The sequence below is a fragment of the Flavobacterium maritimum genome (genome assembly GCF_040049085.1).
Classification (GTDB): domain Bacteria; phylum Bacteroidota; class Bacteroidia; order Flavobacteriales; family Flavobacteriaceae; genus Flavobacterium; species Flavobacterium maritimum.
The window spans coordinates 281,971-296,786 of record NZ_JBDLZY010000001.1 but is presented as its reverse complement, the minus strand read 5'-3'; the positions used below and the strand labels follow the sequence as shown (position 1 = coordinate 296,786).

14 protein-coding genes are annotated in these 14,816 nt (G+C 32.9%); 6 read left to right on the top strand and 8 right to left on the bottom strand.

The genetic code is table 11. The features are described from left to right. Positions 1-2 precede the first annotated feature (2 nt). The 3 genes from ABEB23_RS01285 (at position 3) to rluF (ending at position 2,581) form a co-directional block, all read left to right on the top strand. Positions 3-782, top strand: a complete 780-nt coding sequence (locus ABEB23_RS01285; RefSeq protein ID WP_348810564.1) for a zinc ribbon domain-containing protein — start codon at positions 3-5, stop codon at positions 780-782. A 37-nt stretch (positions 783-819) separates the two neighbouring features. Next, positions 820-1,668, top strand: a complete 849-nt coding sequence (locus ABEB23_RS01280) for an alpha/beta fold hydrolase (RefSeq protein ID WP_348810563.1) — start codon at positions 820-822, stop codon at positions 1,666-1,668. Between the two features lie 100 nt (positions 1,669-1,768). Continuing rightward, positions 1,769-2,581 (top strand): 23S rRNA pseudouridine(2604) synthase RluF, encoded by an 813-nt coding sequence (gene rluF / locus ABEB23_RS01275; protein ID WP_348810562.1) that lies wholly within the window; start codon positions 1,769-1,771, stop codon positions 2,579-2,581. An 86-nt stretch (positions 2,582-2,667) separates the two neighbouring features. On the opposite strand, the gene ABEB23_RS01270 is transcribed toward rluF, so the two are convergent. From ABEB23_RS01270 to ABEB23_RS01235, 8 genes are all read right to left on the bottom strand, one after another. Continuing rightward, entirely contained in the window at positions 2,668-4,053 is a 1,386-nt protein-coding gene (locus tag ABEB23_RS01270; protein WP_348810561.1) for a DUF4153 domain-containing protein, read from the bottom strand. A 51-nt stretch (positions 4,054-4,104) separates the two neighbouring features. Further along, entirely contained in the window at positions 4,105-4,401 is a 297-nt protein-coding gene (locus tag ABEB23_RS01265; RefSeq protein WP_348810560.1) for a winged helix-turn-helix domain-containing protein, read from the bottom strand. A gap of 8 nt (positions 4,402-4,409) precedes the next feature. Further along, positions 4,410-5,024 carry a hypothetical protein gene (locus ABEB23_RS01260; RefSeq protein ID WP_348810559.1) on the bottom strand — a complete coding sequence of 205 codons (615 nt, stop codon included), beginning with the start codon at positions 5,022-5,024 and terminating at the stop codon, positions 4,410-4,412. A gap of 123 nt (positions 5,025-5,147) precedes the next feature. Further along, complete coding sequence (locus tag ABEB23_RS01255; protein WP_348810558.1) at positions 5,148-6,074, bottom strand: magnesium transporter CorA family protein; 927 nt, start codon at positions 6,072-6,074, stop codon at positions 5,148-5,150. Positions 6,075-6,301: 227 nt separating this feature from the next. Continuing rightward, a complete protein-coding gene (locus tag ABEB23_RS01250) occupies positions 6,302-7,183 on the bottom strand; it encodes a bifunctional 5,10-methylenetetrahydrofolate dehydrogenase/5,10-methenyltetrahydrofolate cyclohydrolase (RefSeq protein ID WP_348810557.1) in 882 nt (293 codons plus the stop codon). Between the two features lie 159 nt (positions 7,184-7,342). Beyond that, positions 7,343-8,692, bottom strand: a complete 1,350-nt coding sequence (ffh, locus tag ABEB23_RS01245) for a signal recognition particle protein (protein WP_348810556.1) — start codon at positions 8,690-8,692, stop codon at positions 7,343-7,345. 124 nt (positions 8,693-8,816) lie between these two features. Beyond that, positions 8,817-9,533 carry a hypothetical protein gene (locus tag ABEB23_RS01240; protein WP_348810555.1) on the bottom strand — a complete coding sequence of 239 codons (717 nt, stop codon included), beginning with the start codon at positions 9,531-9,533 and terminating at the stop codon, positions 8,817-8,819. A gap of 143 nt (positions 9,534-9,676) precedes the next feature. Beyond that, positions 9,677-10,708: a hypothetical protein gene (locus tag ABEB23_RS01235; RefSeq protein ID WP_348810554.1), complete on the bottom strand. Its 1,032-nt coding sequence runs from the start codon at positions 10,706-10,708 to the stop codon at positions 9,677-9,679. A gap of 104 nt (positions 10,709-10,812) precedes the next feature. On the opposite strand from ABEB23_RS01235, the gene ABEB23_RS01230 reads away from it, so the two are divergent. The 3 genes from ABEB23_RS01230 to ABEB23_RS01220 are packed head-to-tail and all read left to right on the top strand — an operon-like array spanning position 10,813 to position 14,816. Next, positions 10,813-11,334, top strand: a complete 522-nt coding sequence (locus tag ABEB23_RS01230) for an RNA polymerase sigma factor (RefSeq protein WP_348810553.1) — start codon at positions 10,813-10,815, stop codon at positions 11,332-11,334. A 17-nt stretch (positions 11,335-11,351) separates the two neighbouring features. Next, positions 11,352-12,278 (top strand): FecR family protein, encoded by a 927-nt coding sequence (locus ABEB23_RS01225; protein ID WP_348810552.1) that lies wholly within the window; start codon positions 11,352-11,354, stop codon positions 12,276-12,278. After that, positions 12,279-14,816 carry a TonB-dependent receptor gene (locus ABEB23_RS01220; protein WP_348810551.1) on the top strand — a complete coding sequence of 846 codons (2,538 nt, stop codon included), beginning with the start codon at positions 12,279-12,281 and terminating at the stop codon, positions 14,814-14,816.

Below are 14,816 nucleotides of genomic sequence, written 5' to 3'. Positions count from 1 at the left end.
ATATGGCGAATACGAAAGAATTAAGTGTTGAGGACAAGTTAAGAGCAATTTACGATTTACAACTTATTGACTCTAGAATTGACGAAATCAGAAACGTAAGAGGTGAACTTCCTCTTGAGGTAGAAGATTTGGAAGATGAAGTTGCTGGTTTAAGCACCCGTTCAGAAAAATTGAAAAGTGATCTCGAAGTTATCGAGGATCTTATCAAGGTAAAGAAAAATGCAATTGATGAGCACAAAGAGGCTATCAAAAAATATACAAAACAACAAGAAAGCGTTCGTAACAACAGAGAATTTAACTCATTGACTAAAGAAGTTGAATTTCAGGAATTGGAAATCCAATTAGCTGAAAAGCAAATCAAAGAAATGAAAGCTTCTATCGAACACAAAAAAGAGGTTATTGCTAACTCTAAAGAAAAATTAGAAGCAAAATCTTCTCACTTGAAACACAAAAAATCTGAATTAGATGCGATTATGGCTGAAACTCAGAAAGAAGAACAATTCTTATCTGAAAAATCAGCTGAATACGAAGCACTAATTGAAGACCGATTATTAGCCGCTTACAAAAGAATCAGAAGCAGTGTTCGTAACGGATTGGCAGTTGTATCTATCGAAAGAGGTGCTTCAGCAGGTTCATTCTTTACGATTCCACCACAAACACAGGTAGAAATTGCATCCAGAAAGAAAATCATCACTGATGAGCATTCCGGAAGAATATTAGTAGACAGCACTCTGGCTGAAGAAGAAAAAGAAAAAATGGAAAAATTATTTTCTAAATTTTAAGTACATTTAAGCCTCCCTTATCGGAGGCTTTTTTATTATGAAAAATATATTCTTTTTTTTCTTTACTAAATCTCTCGGACTATACATTAACGTATTGAGCTTTGTATTGCCCGAAAAAGCATCTCAATTGGCATATGCCTTTTTTAGTGAACCAAGAGTAGGAAAACTATCCAAAGACAATTTACCGGAAATCCTAAAAGAAGCACAGACAAACAGTTTTCAACAGGAAGAACACTCTTTTCATACGTATACCTGGGAAGGAAATGAGACGATAATTTTATTGGTTCATGGCTGGGAAAGCAACGCATCCCGTTGGGAAAACTTTCTGCCCTATTTAAAAAAATCAGGAAGCACCATCATCGCCATCGACGGACCGGCACATGGACTATCGAGCGGTAAAGAATTTAGTATTCCGAAATACGCCGAATTTATTCATATTGCCGTCGAAAAATTTAAACCCCAAGTCCTTATTGGTCATTCGATGGGAGGAAAAACCATTTTGTATTACCAATCTGTTTATCAAAATGCCACCGTAAAAAAAATGGTGATCCTCGGAGCTCCAAGTGATTTCAGTATTATCCTGAATAATTACATCACTTTGCTCAGTTTAAACCAAAAAATAGCAAAAGAATTAGAAGCGCATTATTTGAATAATTTCAAACTTAATCTAGAGAACTTCACCGGAAAATTATTCGCCTCCAAAATAAACACAAAAGGACTGATTGCTCACGATATTGATGATACAGTCGTTTTATTTGACGAAGGAAAAAAAATTGCCAGTTCCTGGAAAAATGCGGTTTTTATAGAAACTAAAGGTTTAGGACACAGCATGCATGATGACGATTTGTATCAAAAAATTTCACAGTTTATATTTGAATCTGAATAACTTACCTATTTCGAAAGAAAAGAATATCCATTTTCACTTCGTTTTCAAATAAACAAAGCCACTCTTTAACGATTAAACAATTTAGTATTACTTTTGCATTATGGAAGATAATCTAAAACGCCTTAATAAATTCATCGCAGAAACCGGATTTTGCTCCCGTCGTGAAGCCGATAAATTCATTGAAGAAGGCCGTGTTACTATTAATGGTGTAGTTCCTGAATTAGGGACAAAAGTTTCACCAGAAGATGAAGTACGCATTGATGGCAAGTTAATTCGTGAAAAAACCGAAAAACCAGTTTATCTGGCTTTTTATAAACCCGTAGGAATCGAATGCACCACTAACTTGGACGTTCGCAACAATATTGTAGACTATATTAATTACCCAAAGCGTATTTTCCCGATTGGCCGATTGGATAAAGCCAGTGAAGGCTTAATTTTCATGACCAATGATGGTGATATCGTTAATAAAATACTTCGAGCCAGAAACAATCACGAAAAGGAATATACTGTAACGGTAAACAAACCGATCACCGATCGATTCATTCAAAGAATGGGAAATGGAGTGCCAATTTTAGACACCGTTACCCGTAAATGTAAAGTGGAACAAATCAGTAAATACATCTTTAAAATCATATTGACACAAGGCTTGAACCGCCAAATTAGAAGAATGTGTGAATATCTGGGATACGAAGTTACTGCCTTAAAGCGTATCCGAATTATCAATATTTCACTCGATGTTCCTGTTGGCCGTTACCGTGATTTAACTGATGCCGAAATCAAAGAATTAAACGAACTTATAGAGCCTTCAAGCAAAACAGAAGAAGCCAGTTTACCTAAGACTGAAGTCCCAAAAAGGAGAACTGAATTCATCAAAAGAGATGATCCAAGATTTAAGAAAAGAGGCGATTATTAATATTTATTTTTTCTTTTATAATCGAATACAAACTAAGATATCAAAAAATCCCAAGAATTTAAATCTTGGGATTTTTAGTTTATACGCTACTCAAAACTGACCGTTTCATAATACAACGCTTTAGATAAAAAACTCTCATTTTGCCTTTCGGAGATTAGTTCTTCTCTTGAAATTTCAGTGGATTCCCCGTCTAAATTCCTTAACAAAAAATACTCTCTACGGGCTTCATCATTAAAATTCAAATCACTCAAGAACACTGGCTCTACTCCTTTGTTAACCGAAATATTATAAGCAGTAATTATATTTCCCCAATTGACAAAACTGCACAAAAGAATGGTTCCATAAAAATACCAGACCATTTGGTTAAAGAGATAGGCATTCGTTTTTTGCTTACTAATTTTCAAAAAGGCAAAAAACAAACCAATAATCGCTAAACATAAGAATGCATAAACGCCCAGCCTTTTGTAGGTTAATCCAAAGAAGGAAACGTATTCTGAGTTTTTAATAATCGCGCTAATGATTAAAATTCCATTTAAAACTATCCAAATTTTAGATAATTGCTTCATCTTTTTTGCTTTTTCATCAAAATTAAAACCTCCTTTAAAGTAAAATAAAATTACGCCAACTGCCATAACAATAGAGAAAATCACTGCGTTTACTCTCTCGTGGGTGGCGGAACTTAATTTTGATTTTTCGATAACTTCAAAAAATTGTTCATAATTATAAGTAGCGATAAAAACCAGGAGTAAAGCATTTAAAAGCAATAAAGTAATCTCTCCACTTCTTCTTTCGAAATCAATATCGAGAAACGGAAATGTCTTTTGATTGGAAACTCTAATTTCATTACTGAAATCATTATCCAACAATGAATTTTTATCATAACAAATCTCAGGCAACCAATAATTCCAAAAAGTAAATGAAATATAGAAGCCTAATAATGTAATCAGCACAAGTTGAAAAATATTTAAATCTAAAGTATAATCAGTGAATAGAGCCGAAAAATGGTCACTTCCAAAAGCATAAACCATAAAAAATAATGCAACAAATACAGTTGGAATAATGACATAAGCAATCAGTTTTTTGGCAAAATCATTTTTAATTTCTCTTTTTGGAAGCCATTGGCTAAACATCACTATACGACCTAATGAAGTAATTCCGTTTAAAAACACAAGTGGAAAAACCTGCATTATTTTCAGTTTTGCTTCCTGGGTTTTGAATTGTAAAAAAATAACCGACAGCGCTAAAGCCAAAAAAGAAACAAAATCACCATACCAGGCAAATGCCAAACAAGATAAAATCGACGTTATCATCAAAGCCCAATAGGAATAGTCTGTGAAACGGTTTCTGTAAAAAGAATAAATCAAGCCTGTCAGCAAGAGCCCAAAAATGGCCAGGTTTACGCCTACCGACTCATTGTAAAACAGCAATGTAAATATAGCACTGCAACCTAAAATTAAATGGTGTTTTTTCATGTTTATAAAATTAAAAGTACTTTGTTATTCAAAGTAATTAGACAAAAAAATTTATTTATTCGATTTCATTAATTTTTCGAGACTATTCAAATGTTCGTTAAAAGCAGCTCTGCCTCTGTTCGTAACTCTATAAGAAGTTTTGGGCTTTTTACCGACAAACTCTTTTTTAATTTCAATATATTCTGATTTTTCCAGAGCAGAGGAATGGCTGGCTAAATTACCATCGGTGATATTCAATAAAGTTTTCATCTCAGTAAAATCTATCCAATCATTTACCATCAGAATGGACATAATCCCCAATCTGACGCGGCTTTCAAAATCTTTATTTAACTTGTCAATGATTCCCATTGTTTGGATTATTTATATTTTTTGAACATCACTAATCCATACAAAACATGTAGTAGTCCAAATCCTATTATCCAAAAAACCAAACCATATTCAAGATAAAAAAGACTAACACATCCCAATATAAGCTCACAAAAACCTAAATATTTAATATCCGAAAAAGTATATTTCTCCGCATTAATTAATGCTAAACCATAAAATAATAAAGTGGTTGGAGCAATTAAAAAATAGATTTTATAACCTAAAAGAGCAATACAAAACACCCCGCCTACAAAAAGTGGAATTGCTAAATTAAAAAGCATCTTTTTGGTAGCCGTAGTCCAAATGGGTAAATTATACTTTCTACTTTTTCTCCATGTAAAGAATGTTGCAAAAGTTAAAGCCGAAAATAAAACAATACTTGCGGTAAAAAATAATTCCCGAACTAAATTACTATTCTCATCGTAAGAACTTCCATCCATATAAGATATTCCATTCGTTCCAAATAATTGGTATGCATACATTCCTCCAATGATGGCTGATATTCCAGCAAATACCCCTGAAAGGCCACTTAACGAAATAAATCTTGAAGAGCGCTCCATCATGGAACGGATATGAGATAAATCTTCTTGGTGCTTTTGATCCATAATTAAAGTACTTTGTACTACAAAGTTAAATTTAATTTCCACATGGCAAACGAATAAATCGATTTTATTTTACAAGTTCCGTAAAAGCATAACTTATGGGGCCTTATCAAATAATGGCTTAATCTAAAACCATCTTCTTCTTTTGAATAAAAACACTCCGAAGGAGGATAATACAACCGATATTAAAATAATAATCCAGATGCCAAAAGGGTTACTTTGCAAATCATTGGGCACATTCATCCCATATAAACTGGCAATCAGGGTTGGTATCATCAAGATGATTGAAATAGAAGTCATCTGTTTCATAATATTGTTCATATTATTAGAAATCACCGAAGCATAGGCATCCATAGTTCCTGTCAAGATATCACTGTAAATATTAGTGGTTTCCTGTGCCTGACGCAATTCAATTTCAACATCTTCCAACAGTTCGAGATCAAAATGTTCCTTCTGTGATTTTATGTTTTTTATTCGGTGCAAAAGGATGTCATTTCCCTTTAATGAAGTCATGAAGAACACCAAGCATTTTTCTATTTGAAGTAGAGCCTGTAACTCTTCATTTTTGATAGATTTTTCTAAATTATCTTCTGCCAATTTTATTTTTTGATTGACTTGTTTAAGGTATTTTAAATACCAAACACTGGAAGATAACAACAATTTCAATACTAAATCGAAATTGTCTTTTATGTAAATTTTCTTGCGTTGGGTGTAGGTAACAAAATCAGTGAGCATTTCAGTCTTATGAAAACTGATGGTAACCCGAACATCTTCTTTAAAAATAATCCCTACAGGAATGGTATGAAAAGGCAATTTCACATCATTACTTTTTACAGGAATTCGCATAATAATCAATGTCCATCCGTTTTCTACCTCTATACGGGGTCTTTCATCAATATCTTCGATATCATTATAAAATGCTTCGGGAATTTGAAGTTCTTCGAGTAAATATTTCTTTTCTGATTTGGTCGGACTTTCAATGTTAATCCAGCAGTTCGGTGTCCATTCTTCGATTTCAATTAATCCGTTATTGTTTTTGTAGAAAGCTCTCATTTCAAAATTCTATAGTTTATTATTAGCATTTTGAATGATTTATCAAATGCTATCTTAATTCAATATTTCCGAATAATAATCGTCCATTTTAAAGGGCTGTTTTTTTTAGGTGCTGCAAAAGTATTCTTTATATTTTGATACCATACCAATTGCAGGGATTTTAAGTGTTTTTTAAGATAAAAAAAGCCCTAAACTTTCGTTTAAGGCTTTATACAGGTATTCATTTTTTATTTTCTCATTCTCATTTTTCTTGCCAAAAGCGTGTTTTGCAATAACATGGCAATGGTCATAGGCCCTACTCCGCCTGGAACTGGAGTTATAAAAGAGGCCTTTTTACTAACACCATCAAAATCAACATCACCTGTGATTACATATCCTTTCGGATGTGAAGCATCATCCACTCTGGTAATACCAACGTCGATTACCACAACACCATCTTTTACCATATCGGCTTTCAGATAATTAGGAACACCAAGAGCAGTGATAATAATATCGGCATTTTTAGTGTACTCTTCAATATTTTTAGTTCTGCTGTGGGTAAGTGTTACTGTTGAATCTCCTGGATAACCTTTGCGACTCATCAAAATACTCATTGGTCTTCCCACAATATGGCTACGTCCAATAACCACGGTATGTTTTCCTGCAGTTTCTACTTTATATCGCTCTAATAATTGCATGATTCCGAATGGAGTTGCCGGCAAAAATGTTTCCATCTCCAATGCCATTTTTCCAAAATTCGTAGGATGAAAACCATCTACATCTTTATCAGGATCAATAGCCATTAGTATTTTTTGCTCATCAATATGTTTTGGTAAAGGCAACTGAACAATAAAACCGTCTAAATCATCATCTTCATTTAACTCTTTTATCTTAGCAAGCAATTCTTCTTCAGTAATAGTTTCAGCTAAACTCACTAAAGTGGATTCGAAACCAATTTGTTGACAAGAACGTACTTTACTTCCAACATAAGTTAAGCTGGCACCATTAGTACCAACGATTACAGCTGCTAAATGAGGTACTTTTTCCCCATTGTTTTTCATTTGTTGTACTTCGGCAGCTATTTCGTGTTTAATGTCTTCCGATGTTTTTTTTCCGTCTAGTAGTTGCATTTTAATTTAGTTTAAAGTTTAAAAGTTTAAGGTTTAAAGTTCTCTTTGGAACCGAACAACCAAAACTTTGTAACTGAATAATTATGTTCTTGTAATTGTATTTCAAAAAATTAAGGCTTAAAATTCCAATCAACTTGAAACTTTAAACCTTAAATAAATTTATCTCATTCCAGGCATTCCGCCTTTCATTCCACCCATCATTTTCATAAGGTTTTTTCCGCCTGGTCCTTGCATCATTTTCATCATTTTGCTCATTTGGTCAAACTGTTTCATCAATTGATTTACTTGTTCCACTTTAGTTCCGGAACCTTTTGCAATTCTGGCTTTTCTTTTCACATCAATGATAGCTGGTTTGCTTCTTTCTATAGGAGTCATAGAATGGATGATTGCTTCGATATGTTTGAAAGCATCATCTTCAATTTCGATATCTTTCATGGCTTTTGAAGCACCTGGTATCATTCCAACCAAATCTTTCATATTACCCATTTTCTTTACTTGCTGAATTTGAGAAAGGAAATCATCAAAACCAAATTCGTTTTTAGCAATTTTCTTTTGGATTTTTCTTGCTTCTTCTTCATCGAATTGCTCTTGTGCTCTTTCTACCAAAGACACAACATCCCCCATACCAAGGATACGTTCGGCCATACGAATAGGATAGAATACATCGATAGCATCCATTTTTTCTCCTGTACCAACAAATTTAATTGGTTTGTTTACAACCGATTTAATAGAAATAGCGGCTCCACCACGAGTATCACCATCTAATTTGGTAAGGATAACTCCATCAAAATTCAACCTGTCGTTGAACGTTTTAGCTGTATTTACGGCATCTTGACCTGTCATGGCGTCCACAACAAATAAAGTCTCCTGAGGTTGAATCGCTTTATGAACACGTTCAATTTCGTTCATCATCTCCTCATCAACAGCCAAACGACCGGCTGTATCGACAATCACCACATTAAAACCATTGGCTTTAGCATGTTTGATCGCATTTTGAGCAATCTCAACCGGATTCTTATTTTCTGGTTCTGAATACACCTCAACTCCTATGGAATCCCCAACAACATATAATTGTTGAATAGCCGCAGGACGATAGATATCACAGGCAACCAATAGAGGTTTTTTGTTCTTTTTAGTTTGCAGATAATTGGCTAATTTTCCAGAAAAGGTCGTTTTACCAGATCCTTGTAAACCTGACATTAGGATAACAGTTGGATTTCCTGAAAGATTAATTCCGGCAACGTCACCACCCATCAATTCCGTCAATTCATCTTTAACTAACTTCACTAACAATTGTCCTGGCTGAAGTGTCGTTAATACCTCTTGACCAATTGCTTTCTCTTTTACTTTAGTTGTAAAATCTTTGGCAATTTTAAAGTTAACATCGGCATCAAGTAAGGCTCTACGAACTTCTTTCAAAGTTTCGGCAACGTTTACTTCCGTAATTTTTCCGTGTCCTTTTAATATATGAAAGGCTTTATCTAACTTATCGCTTAAATTATCGAACATATTTTTTTATTTTATTGAGGTGCAAATTTAAGCATTTGATTTTGAAGTTTAAATAGGAATAGAAATAAAAAGAGGCTGTCTTTTTAAGATAGCCCCTTTTTAATAAAATAAAATGCGAATTTGATTAGTCTTTATCGTCTAAATCGGATTCATTTTCAAGTAATACTTTGATTTCCTCTCCAAAAGCATGGTGTCCATCATCATCATCAGTACTAATTTCTATCAGACCATCTCCATCAGTATCTAAAAGTAAATTTTGATTAGCTAATTCTGTTAGCTTCGCTTTTAGAGCATCTAAGTGTATTTTAATATTAAGAGTCAAGTCATTACTGTTCACTGTAAAGTCTTTGGTAGGATCACTAAAATCCATTTCAAGTTCAGCGTCTTTGCCACTCCAAACAACAAAGTTTTTACCATCCACAGTACCTTTAATTAAGAAAGTTTTCCCTTCCATTTCACCAGGCAGAACACTTTTCTCAAATTTAAATTTAATTTCCTCATATTTTGCATTTGGAACATTTACAGAAGTAATCACCTGTGACAAGGTATTATTTGGGTCAAGTAAATCCAATAAGAAAGGCCCCGCAAGTTTAACATCATCATAGATAGAATCTGTCTCATACATGTCATCCTCCATATCGGTTTCGAATTTAATATTTCCGATATTAATCTTAAAATCAGTAATAATTACGGAAGACGCGGCAGAACGCGCAGTAGTAGAAGACAAACCTGTTGTAGACACAGCAGACGCTTTCAATGTAACATTTCCATCTGTAGACGGATTATCCGTACAAGAACTCATCAAAATGACAAGTAAACCTAAAATTGATGTTTTTTTCATTTTTTTGTTTTTAAAAAGGGTTAAGTAATAAATAATTAAGGGCAGATAAATAGTGGTTTTATCAAACCATTTTTCTAGACAACAGTCATAAAAAATGGTTCAATAAAGTTCACAATGGTTAATCTAGTGGTATTTGGTTTTAATTAATTTTTAGTAAAATAGAGATACTCCGTTTCGCCTGCGCTACTACTTTCATTTTTTAGCCTAACATTACTAGTAGTATATTCCGCAATGATCCAATCCTCTTTTAATTCATCTAATCTATTGTCATCAAATTGTATTACAAATAGTTCTTTACCGCTATCTACAAAAGTTGACCAGGTACCAACAATGGAAGTTGTCCCATTTACTGCTACAACAGTTCCATTAGAATTGAAAGTAAAAGTGTAACCTTTGTAATTTGGCGTTTCATCAACATTATTAAAGAAGTAAGAAACAGACCATGTTCCATCTGTCAAGCTTGAAATAAAATCAGCACTTCCTCCTGTACCTGAATTATCATCACAATCCTTTATAGCGTCTTCAATACTATCTTCAAAATCAGAGTTATTTGTGATGACAACATTTTGCCCATTTGCATCAGTAACAGAAACAGGATAGTTGATAGAAATAAACGCATCGCTTTCTATATTCTCTAAAAAGTTATACAAATCAGTATCGTTTTGAATACTAATCGTATTTGCAATTTGATTATTTGAATCATAAATATCAATTTTAATTGGGTAATTCAAATTGATACAGTCAATTTCATCAAACCCATCATCCTCATCACAATTATTCATCACTTCTTCTAATTGGTCGGAATCAGCAATCAACTGTGTATTGAAATTTTGATACTGAATTGTTATTGGAAAAACAAAATTTACAATATCATCATCATCTGAAAAAGCATCTAATGCATCCTGAACAGTTATATAATCATTTTGATCCGAGACCGTCATTTGTGTTCCATTAACAATAACAACAACGGGTAACTGAACTGTAAAACAACTGGAATTATCCAAAACATTATCCTTAGAGGTAGGGTTTTGCGACACTCGAGAAATCAAATCCGTCAGAGGAGAGGCCGCTGTTAAGTTTTGAGTAGTGTCTTGAATAATCACTGTTTCCTCACTTTGACAAGAAATAAATAATATTGCCACGAAGCTCATCAATAAATATTTAATTGTTTTCATCGTAAAAAATTAGAGGTTTTGATAATGAAACAATTTAGAATAGCTATACCCTACCCAATTTAAAAAAAAATATACCTTTGCAAGGCCAAAAATCAACAACTAAAATGCCAAATACCTCTAAAACAAACATTTGCAACGAAATTATTTTTTCAAATTTTTTTAAAAAAGAAGCCAAATCACTTCGGAATTTTCTATTTTATAAATATGGTAATAAAGATCAGGCTGATGATTTAGCCCAAGAAGCATTTATTAAATTATGGCAAAATTGTAATGCAGTGCCTCTGGAAAAAGCTAAATCTTATATCTATACAATCGCCAACAACAGCTCCCTTAATATAATTGCACACCAAAAGGTAGTCTTGCAATATGAAAAGAATTTCTCTGGTTTTGATAAAACAAATGAAAACCCTGAATTCCTATTAGAAGAAAAGCAATTTGAAAACAAACTCTTGAAAGCAATCGAAAATTTGAATGAAACACAACGCATTGCTTTTTTGATGCATCGGATTGACGGCAAAAAATACAGCCAAATTGCAGAAGAATTAAACATAAGCATCAAAGCTGTTGAAAAACGAATTCACCTCGCATTAGTAGAACTGAGAAAAGAAATTGATAATTTAAAGTAGGGTAAAAAAGCTTCTACTTGTTATACCTAAATAATACAGATACCATGGATAAAAATTACATCTTAGCAAAATGGCTTAATGATGAGCTTACCGCATCAGAATTAGCCGATTTCAAAGCAAGTGATGATTTTGCTACATATGAAAAAATTAAAAACTATACTTCCCATTTGGAAGTAGCAGATTTTGATGAAGAAAAAACCCTGGAAAATATTCTTAAACATAAAAAAACAAATCCAAAAGTATTTCCGTTATACAGAAAATGGTTTATTAACATTGCTGCCTTATTGGTTATCGCCCTCGGAATCACATTTGTCATACAAAATTATTCTTCGAAAACACAATATGCTGAAAATGGAGAAAAAACAACTTTTTTGCTACCTGACCATTCAGAAGTAGTTTTGAATGCCGGTTCTGAAATCAAATATAAAAAATGGAATTGGGACAATAACAGAAATCTTAAACTACAAGGAGAAGCCTACTTTAAAGTGGCAAAAGGTAAAAAATTTGAAGTCAGCACAAACCTTGGCAAAGTAGCGGTTCTGGGAACCCAGTTTAATGTAAAAGCCCGAGAAAATAGGCTTGATGTAACTTGTTTTGAAGGAAGGGTGAAAGTAAATTACAAGGACTTCGAAATCATATTAACACACGGACAAAGTGTGACTTTTGAAAACGGAAAGCAGAGAAATATAATTATTGAAACCGAAAAACCGGAATGGCTTGAAAATAAAATGGCTTTTGACAAAGAAAACCTAAACCATATAACCGATGAAATCCAAAGACAATACAATGTTACCATCGAAATAAAAACCAACAACACCAATGCCTTGTTCACTGGAAAATTACCTACGGACAATCTGGATGATGCTCTTCAAATTATTGCTACTACCTATAATTTAAAATACAATAAACCGACAACGAATAAAATAATTTTTGAAGAGAAATAAATGTTTTTTTACAAACGGATTTTTGTTTTATTCTTTTGCTTTGCTTTTGTCCTGAACATTTTCGCTCAGAGCAAAAGTAAAGCAGTTGACTTAAAAGAAATTCTGGAAGCAATAGAAAAACAACATCATGTAAGTTTTAATTACACCGAAAACACAATTGTTGCAATTAAAATTAGCCCTCCATCACAATCACTTTCTTTAGGCGAAAAACTCCTTTATATCGAAAAAAAAACCAATTTATCTTTTGAAAATATAGATAATAGGTTTATCAACATCTTCATCAAAGATGCTTCTAAAGCAAAAATAATTTGTGGTTATGTTTTTTCTGATACAGATAATACCCCACTAGAAAACTCAAATATTCAGATTTCAGATGGCAATACTATTGCAACAAATCAAGAAGGTTATTTTGAATTTAAAAAAGAAAGAAACACTTCAATTACGATCAGTCACATTGGCTATGCGAGCAAAAAAATTTCAATTTTTGATTTAGAAAATAAAAACTGCACCAAAATTATTTTAAATCCTCAAGTAACAGAGCTGGAAGAAATCAGAGCCAACCAATTTCTAACTTCCGGAATTTCAAAAAAACTTGACGGCTCTTTTGAAATAAAACCGAAAAAATTCGGAATATTACCTGGCTTAATTGAACCCGATGTATTGCAAACAATGCAGCAAATTCCAGGCATTAATAGCATCGATGAAAGTGTTGCCAGCATTAATGTCAGAGGCGGTACTCACGATCAAAATTTATTTTTGTGGAATGGAATAAAAATGTATCAAACAGGACATTTCTTTGGTTTAATATCTGCCTTCAATCCAAATTTAGCGCATAAAATTTCTATTCATAAAAACGGAAGTTCTGCTTTCTACGGAGAAAGTGTCTCAAGCGTCGTATCCATTTCTTCCAATCCGACTGATTTTGAAAAAAACAGTTTTAGCGCCGGAATAAACATGATTAACGCAGATCTTTATTCCAAATTCAATATTTCTAAAAATGCTTTTTTAGAAATAGCAGGACGAAAATCCGTAACCGATTTTGTAAAAACACCCACTTATAAAGAATATTTTGATAAAGCTTTTCAAAACACCAGCATAACCGATTTCATAAACAATCAAGACATTAATTATTTTAGTAATGAGACGTTTAGTTTCTACGATATGACAATTAAATATTCGCAAAAGATAGGACTGAAAGACCATCTTATTGTAGATTTAATAACCATAAACGATCAGCTCAAAGTATTTCAAAATGCGACAATTAATAGCACAATTCGATCTGAAGATGATATTTTATATCAAACAAATTACGGTGGAAATCTTTTTTGGAAACGAAATTGGAATACCAAAAACACAACAAACATCAACATCTACACCTCTTCTTACGAACTCGATGCTGAAAGAAATCAAATTGAAGACGATCAAATTGTAAAACAGGAAAACAAAGTATTGGATAATGGTTTCAAATTGGAGAATAACCATACCATCAATTCAAAATTCACATTTAATAATGGATATCAGTTCAACGAAATTGGTGTTTCCAATTTAGACGAGGTAAACCGACCTCAATTTTACAGAAAAATAAAAAATGTTTTAAGAACACATGCCGTGATACTTGAAGGTCAATATAATGATACTGTATCAAAAGTACACCTGAATACGGGAGTACGATTCAACTACACTGAAAAATTTAAAAAGTACAGTGTAGAACCCCGCTTACAATTCAGTTACAGCATTAGCAGACATCTAAATTTGGAAGTGTTAGGAGAACTAAAAAGCCAAAATTGCCATCAAATAATTGATTTGCAAAATGACTATTTTGGAATTGAAAAAAGACGATGGATAGTAGCAAACGATACTACAGTTCCAATTCAAAAAAGTAGACAGGCATCCGTTGGTTTTACTTATACAAAAAACAACTGGCTGCTTACTTTAGAAAATTTTTATAAAAAAGTAACCGGAATTACCAGCTCCAGCCAAGGGTTCCAAAACCAATTAGAATTTTTGAGAATCAATGGAAATTATGAAATTATAGGCACAGAAATATTGGTACAGAAAAAAATAAATCATTTTCTAACTTGGTTAAGCTATGCATATAATGACAATAATTACACCTTCGACAGCTTTGTACCTCCTGTCTTTCCTAACAATTTCGAAATGGAACATATCGTTTCCTGGGCAGGAATGTATGAAAAAGGGAATCTAAAAATTGCATTGGGTTCCAAATGGTATTCAGGACGTTCCGTAACCACACCTATAAGCACTGAGATAGAACCATCCAATCCTGAAATAACCTATAACACCCCAAATAATAAGCACTTGGATCCATTTTTTCAAATCGATTTTTCAACAACTTATAAATGGGAAAGTTCAAAAGGAATTCAGTACAAATTAGGATTATCAGTATTGAATATCCTGAATCGAAAAAATGAAATTAATGAATACTACAGAATAAGTACACTGACTAATTCTATTGAAGAAGTCAAAACGTACGCATTGCAACGAACTCCAAATGTAAGTTTCAGAATAAACTTTTAA

What these genes read in the sequence shown, in the direction of transcription:
- ABEB23_RS01235 (WP_348810554.1), bottom strand. Translation starts at nt 10,708, where the DNA reads ATGAAAACAATTAAATATTTATTGATGAGCTTCGTGGCAATATTATTT.
- ABEB23_RS01270 (WP_348810561.1), bottom strand. Translation starts at nt 4,053, where the DNA reads ATGAAAAAACACCATTTAATTTTAGGTTGCAGTGCTATATTTACATTG.
- ffh (WP_348810556.1), bottom strand. Translation starts at nt 8,692, where the DNA reads ATGTTCGATAATTTAAGCGATAAGTTAGATAAAGCCTTTCATATATTA.
- ABEB23_RS01260 (WP_348810559.1), bottom strand. Translation starts at nt 5,024, where the DNA reads ATGGATCAAAAGCACCAAGAAGATTTATCTCATATCCGTTCCATGATG.
- ABEB23_RS01255 (WP_348810558.1), bottom strand. Translation starts at nt 6,074, where the DNA reads ATGAGAGCTTTCTACAAAAACAATAACGGATTAATTGAAATCGAAGAA.
- ABEB23_RS01240 (WP_348810555.1), bottom strand. Translation starts at nt 9,533, where the DNA reads ATGAAAAAAACATCAATTTTAGGTTTACTTGTCATTTTGATGAGTTCT.
- ABEB23_RS01280 (WP_348810563.1), top strand. Translation starts at nt 820, where the DNA reads ATGAAAAATATATTCTTTTTTTTCTTTACTAAATCTCTCGGACTATAC.
- ABEB23_RS01230 (WP_348810553.1), top strand. Translation starts at nt 10,813, where the DNA reads ATGCCAAATACCTCTAAAACAAACATTTGCAACGAAATTATTTTTTCA.
- ABEB23_RS01250 (WP_348810557.1), bottom strand. Translation starts at nt 7,183, where the DNA reads ATGCAACTACTAGACGGAAAAAAAACATCGGAAGACATTAAACACGAA.
- ABEB23_RS01265 (WP_348810560.1), bottom strand. Translation starts at nt 4,401, where the DNA reads ATGGGAATCATTGACAAGTTAAATAAAGATTTTGAAAGCCGCGTCAGA.
- ABEB23_RS01285 (WP_348810564.1), top strand. Translation starts at nt 3, where the DNA reads ATGGCGAATACGAAAGAATTAAGTGTTGAGGACAAGTTAAGAGCAATT.
- rluF (WP_348810562.1), top strand. Translation starts at nt 1,769, where the DNA reads ATGGAAGATAATCTAAAACGCCTTAATAAATTCATCGCAGAAACCGGA.
- ABEB23_RS01220 (WP_348810551.1), top strand. Translation starts at nt 12,279, where the DNA reads ATGTTTTTTTACAAACGGATTTTTGTTTTATTCTTTTGCTTTGCTTTT.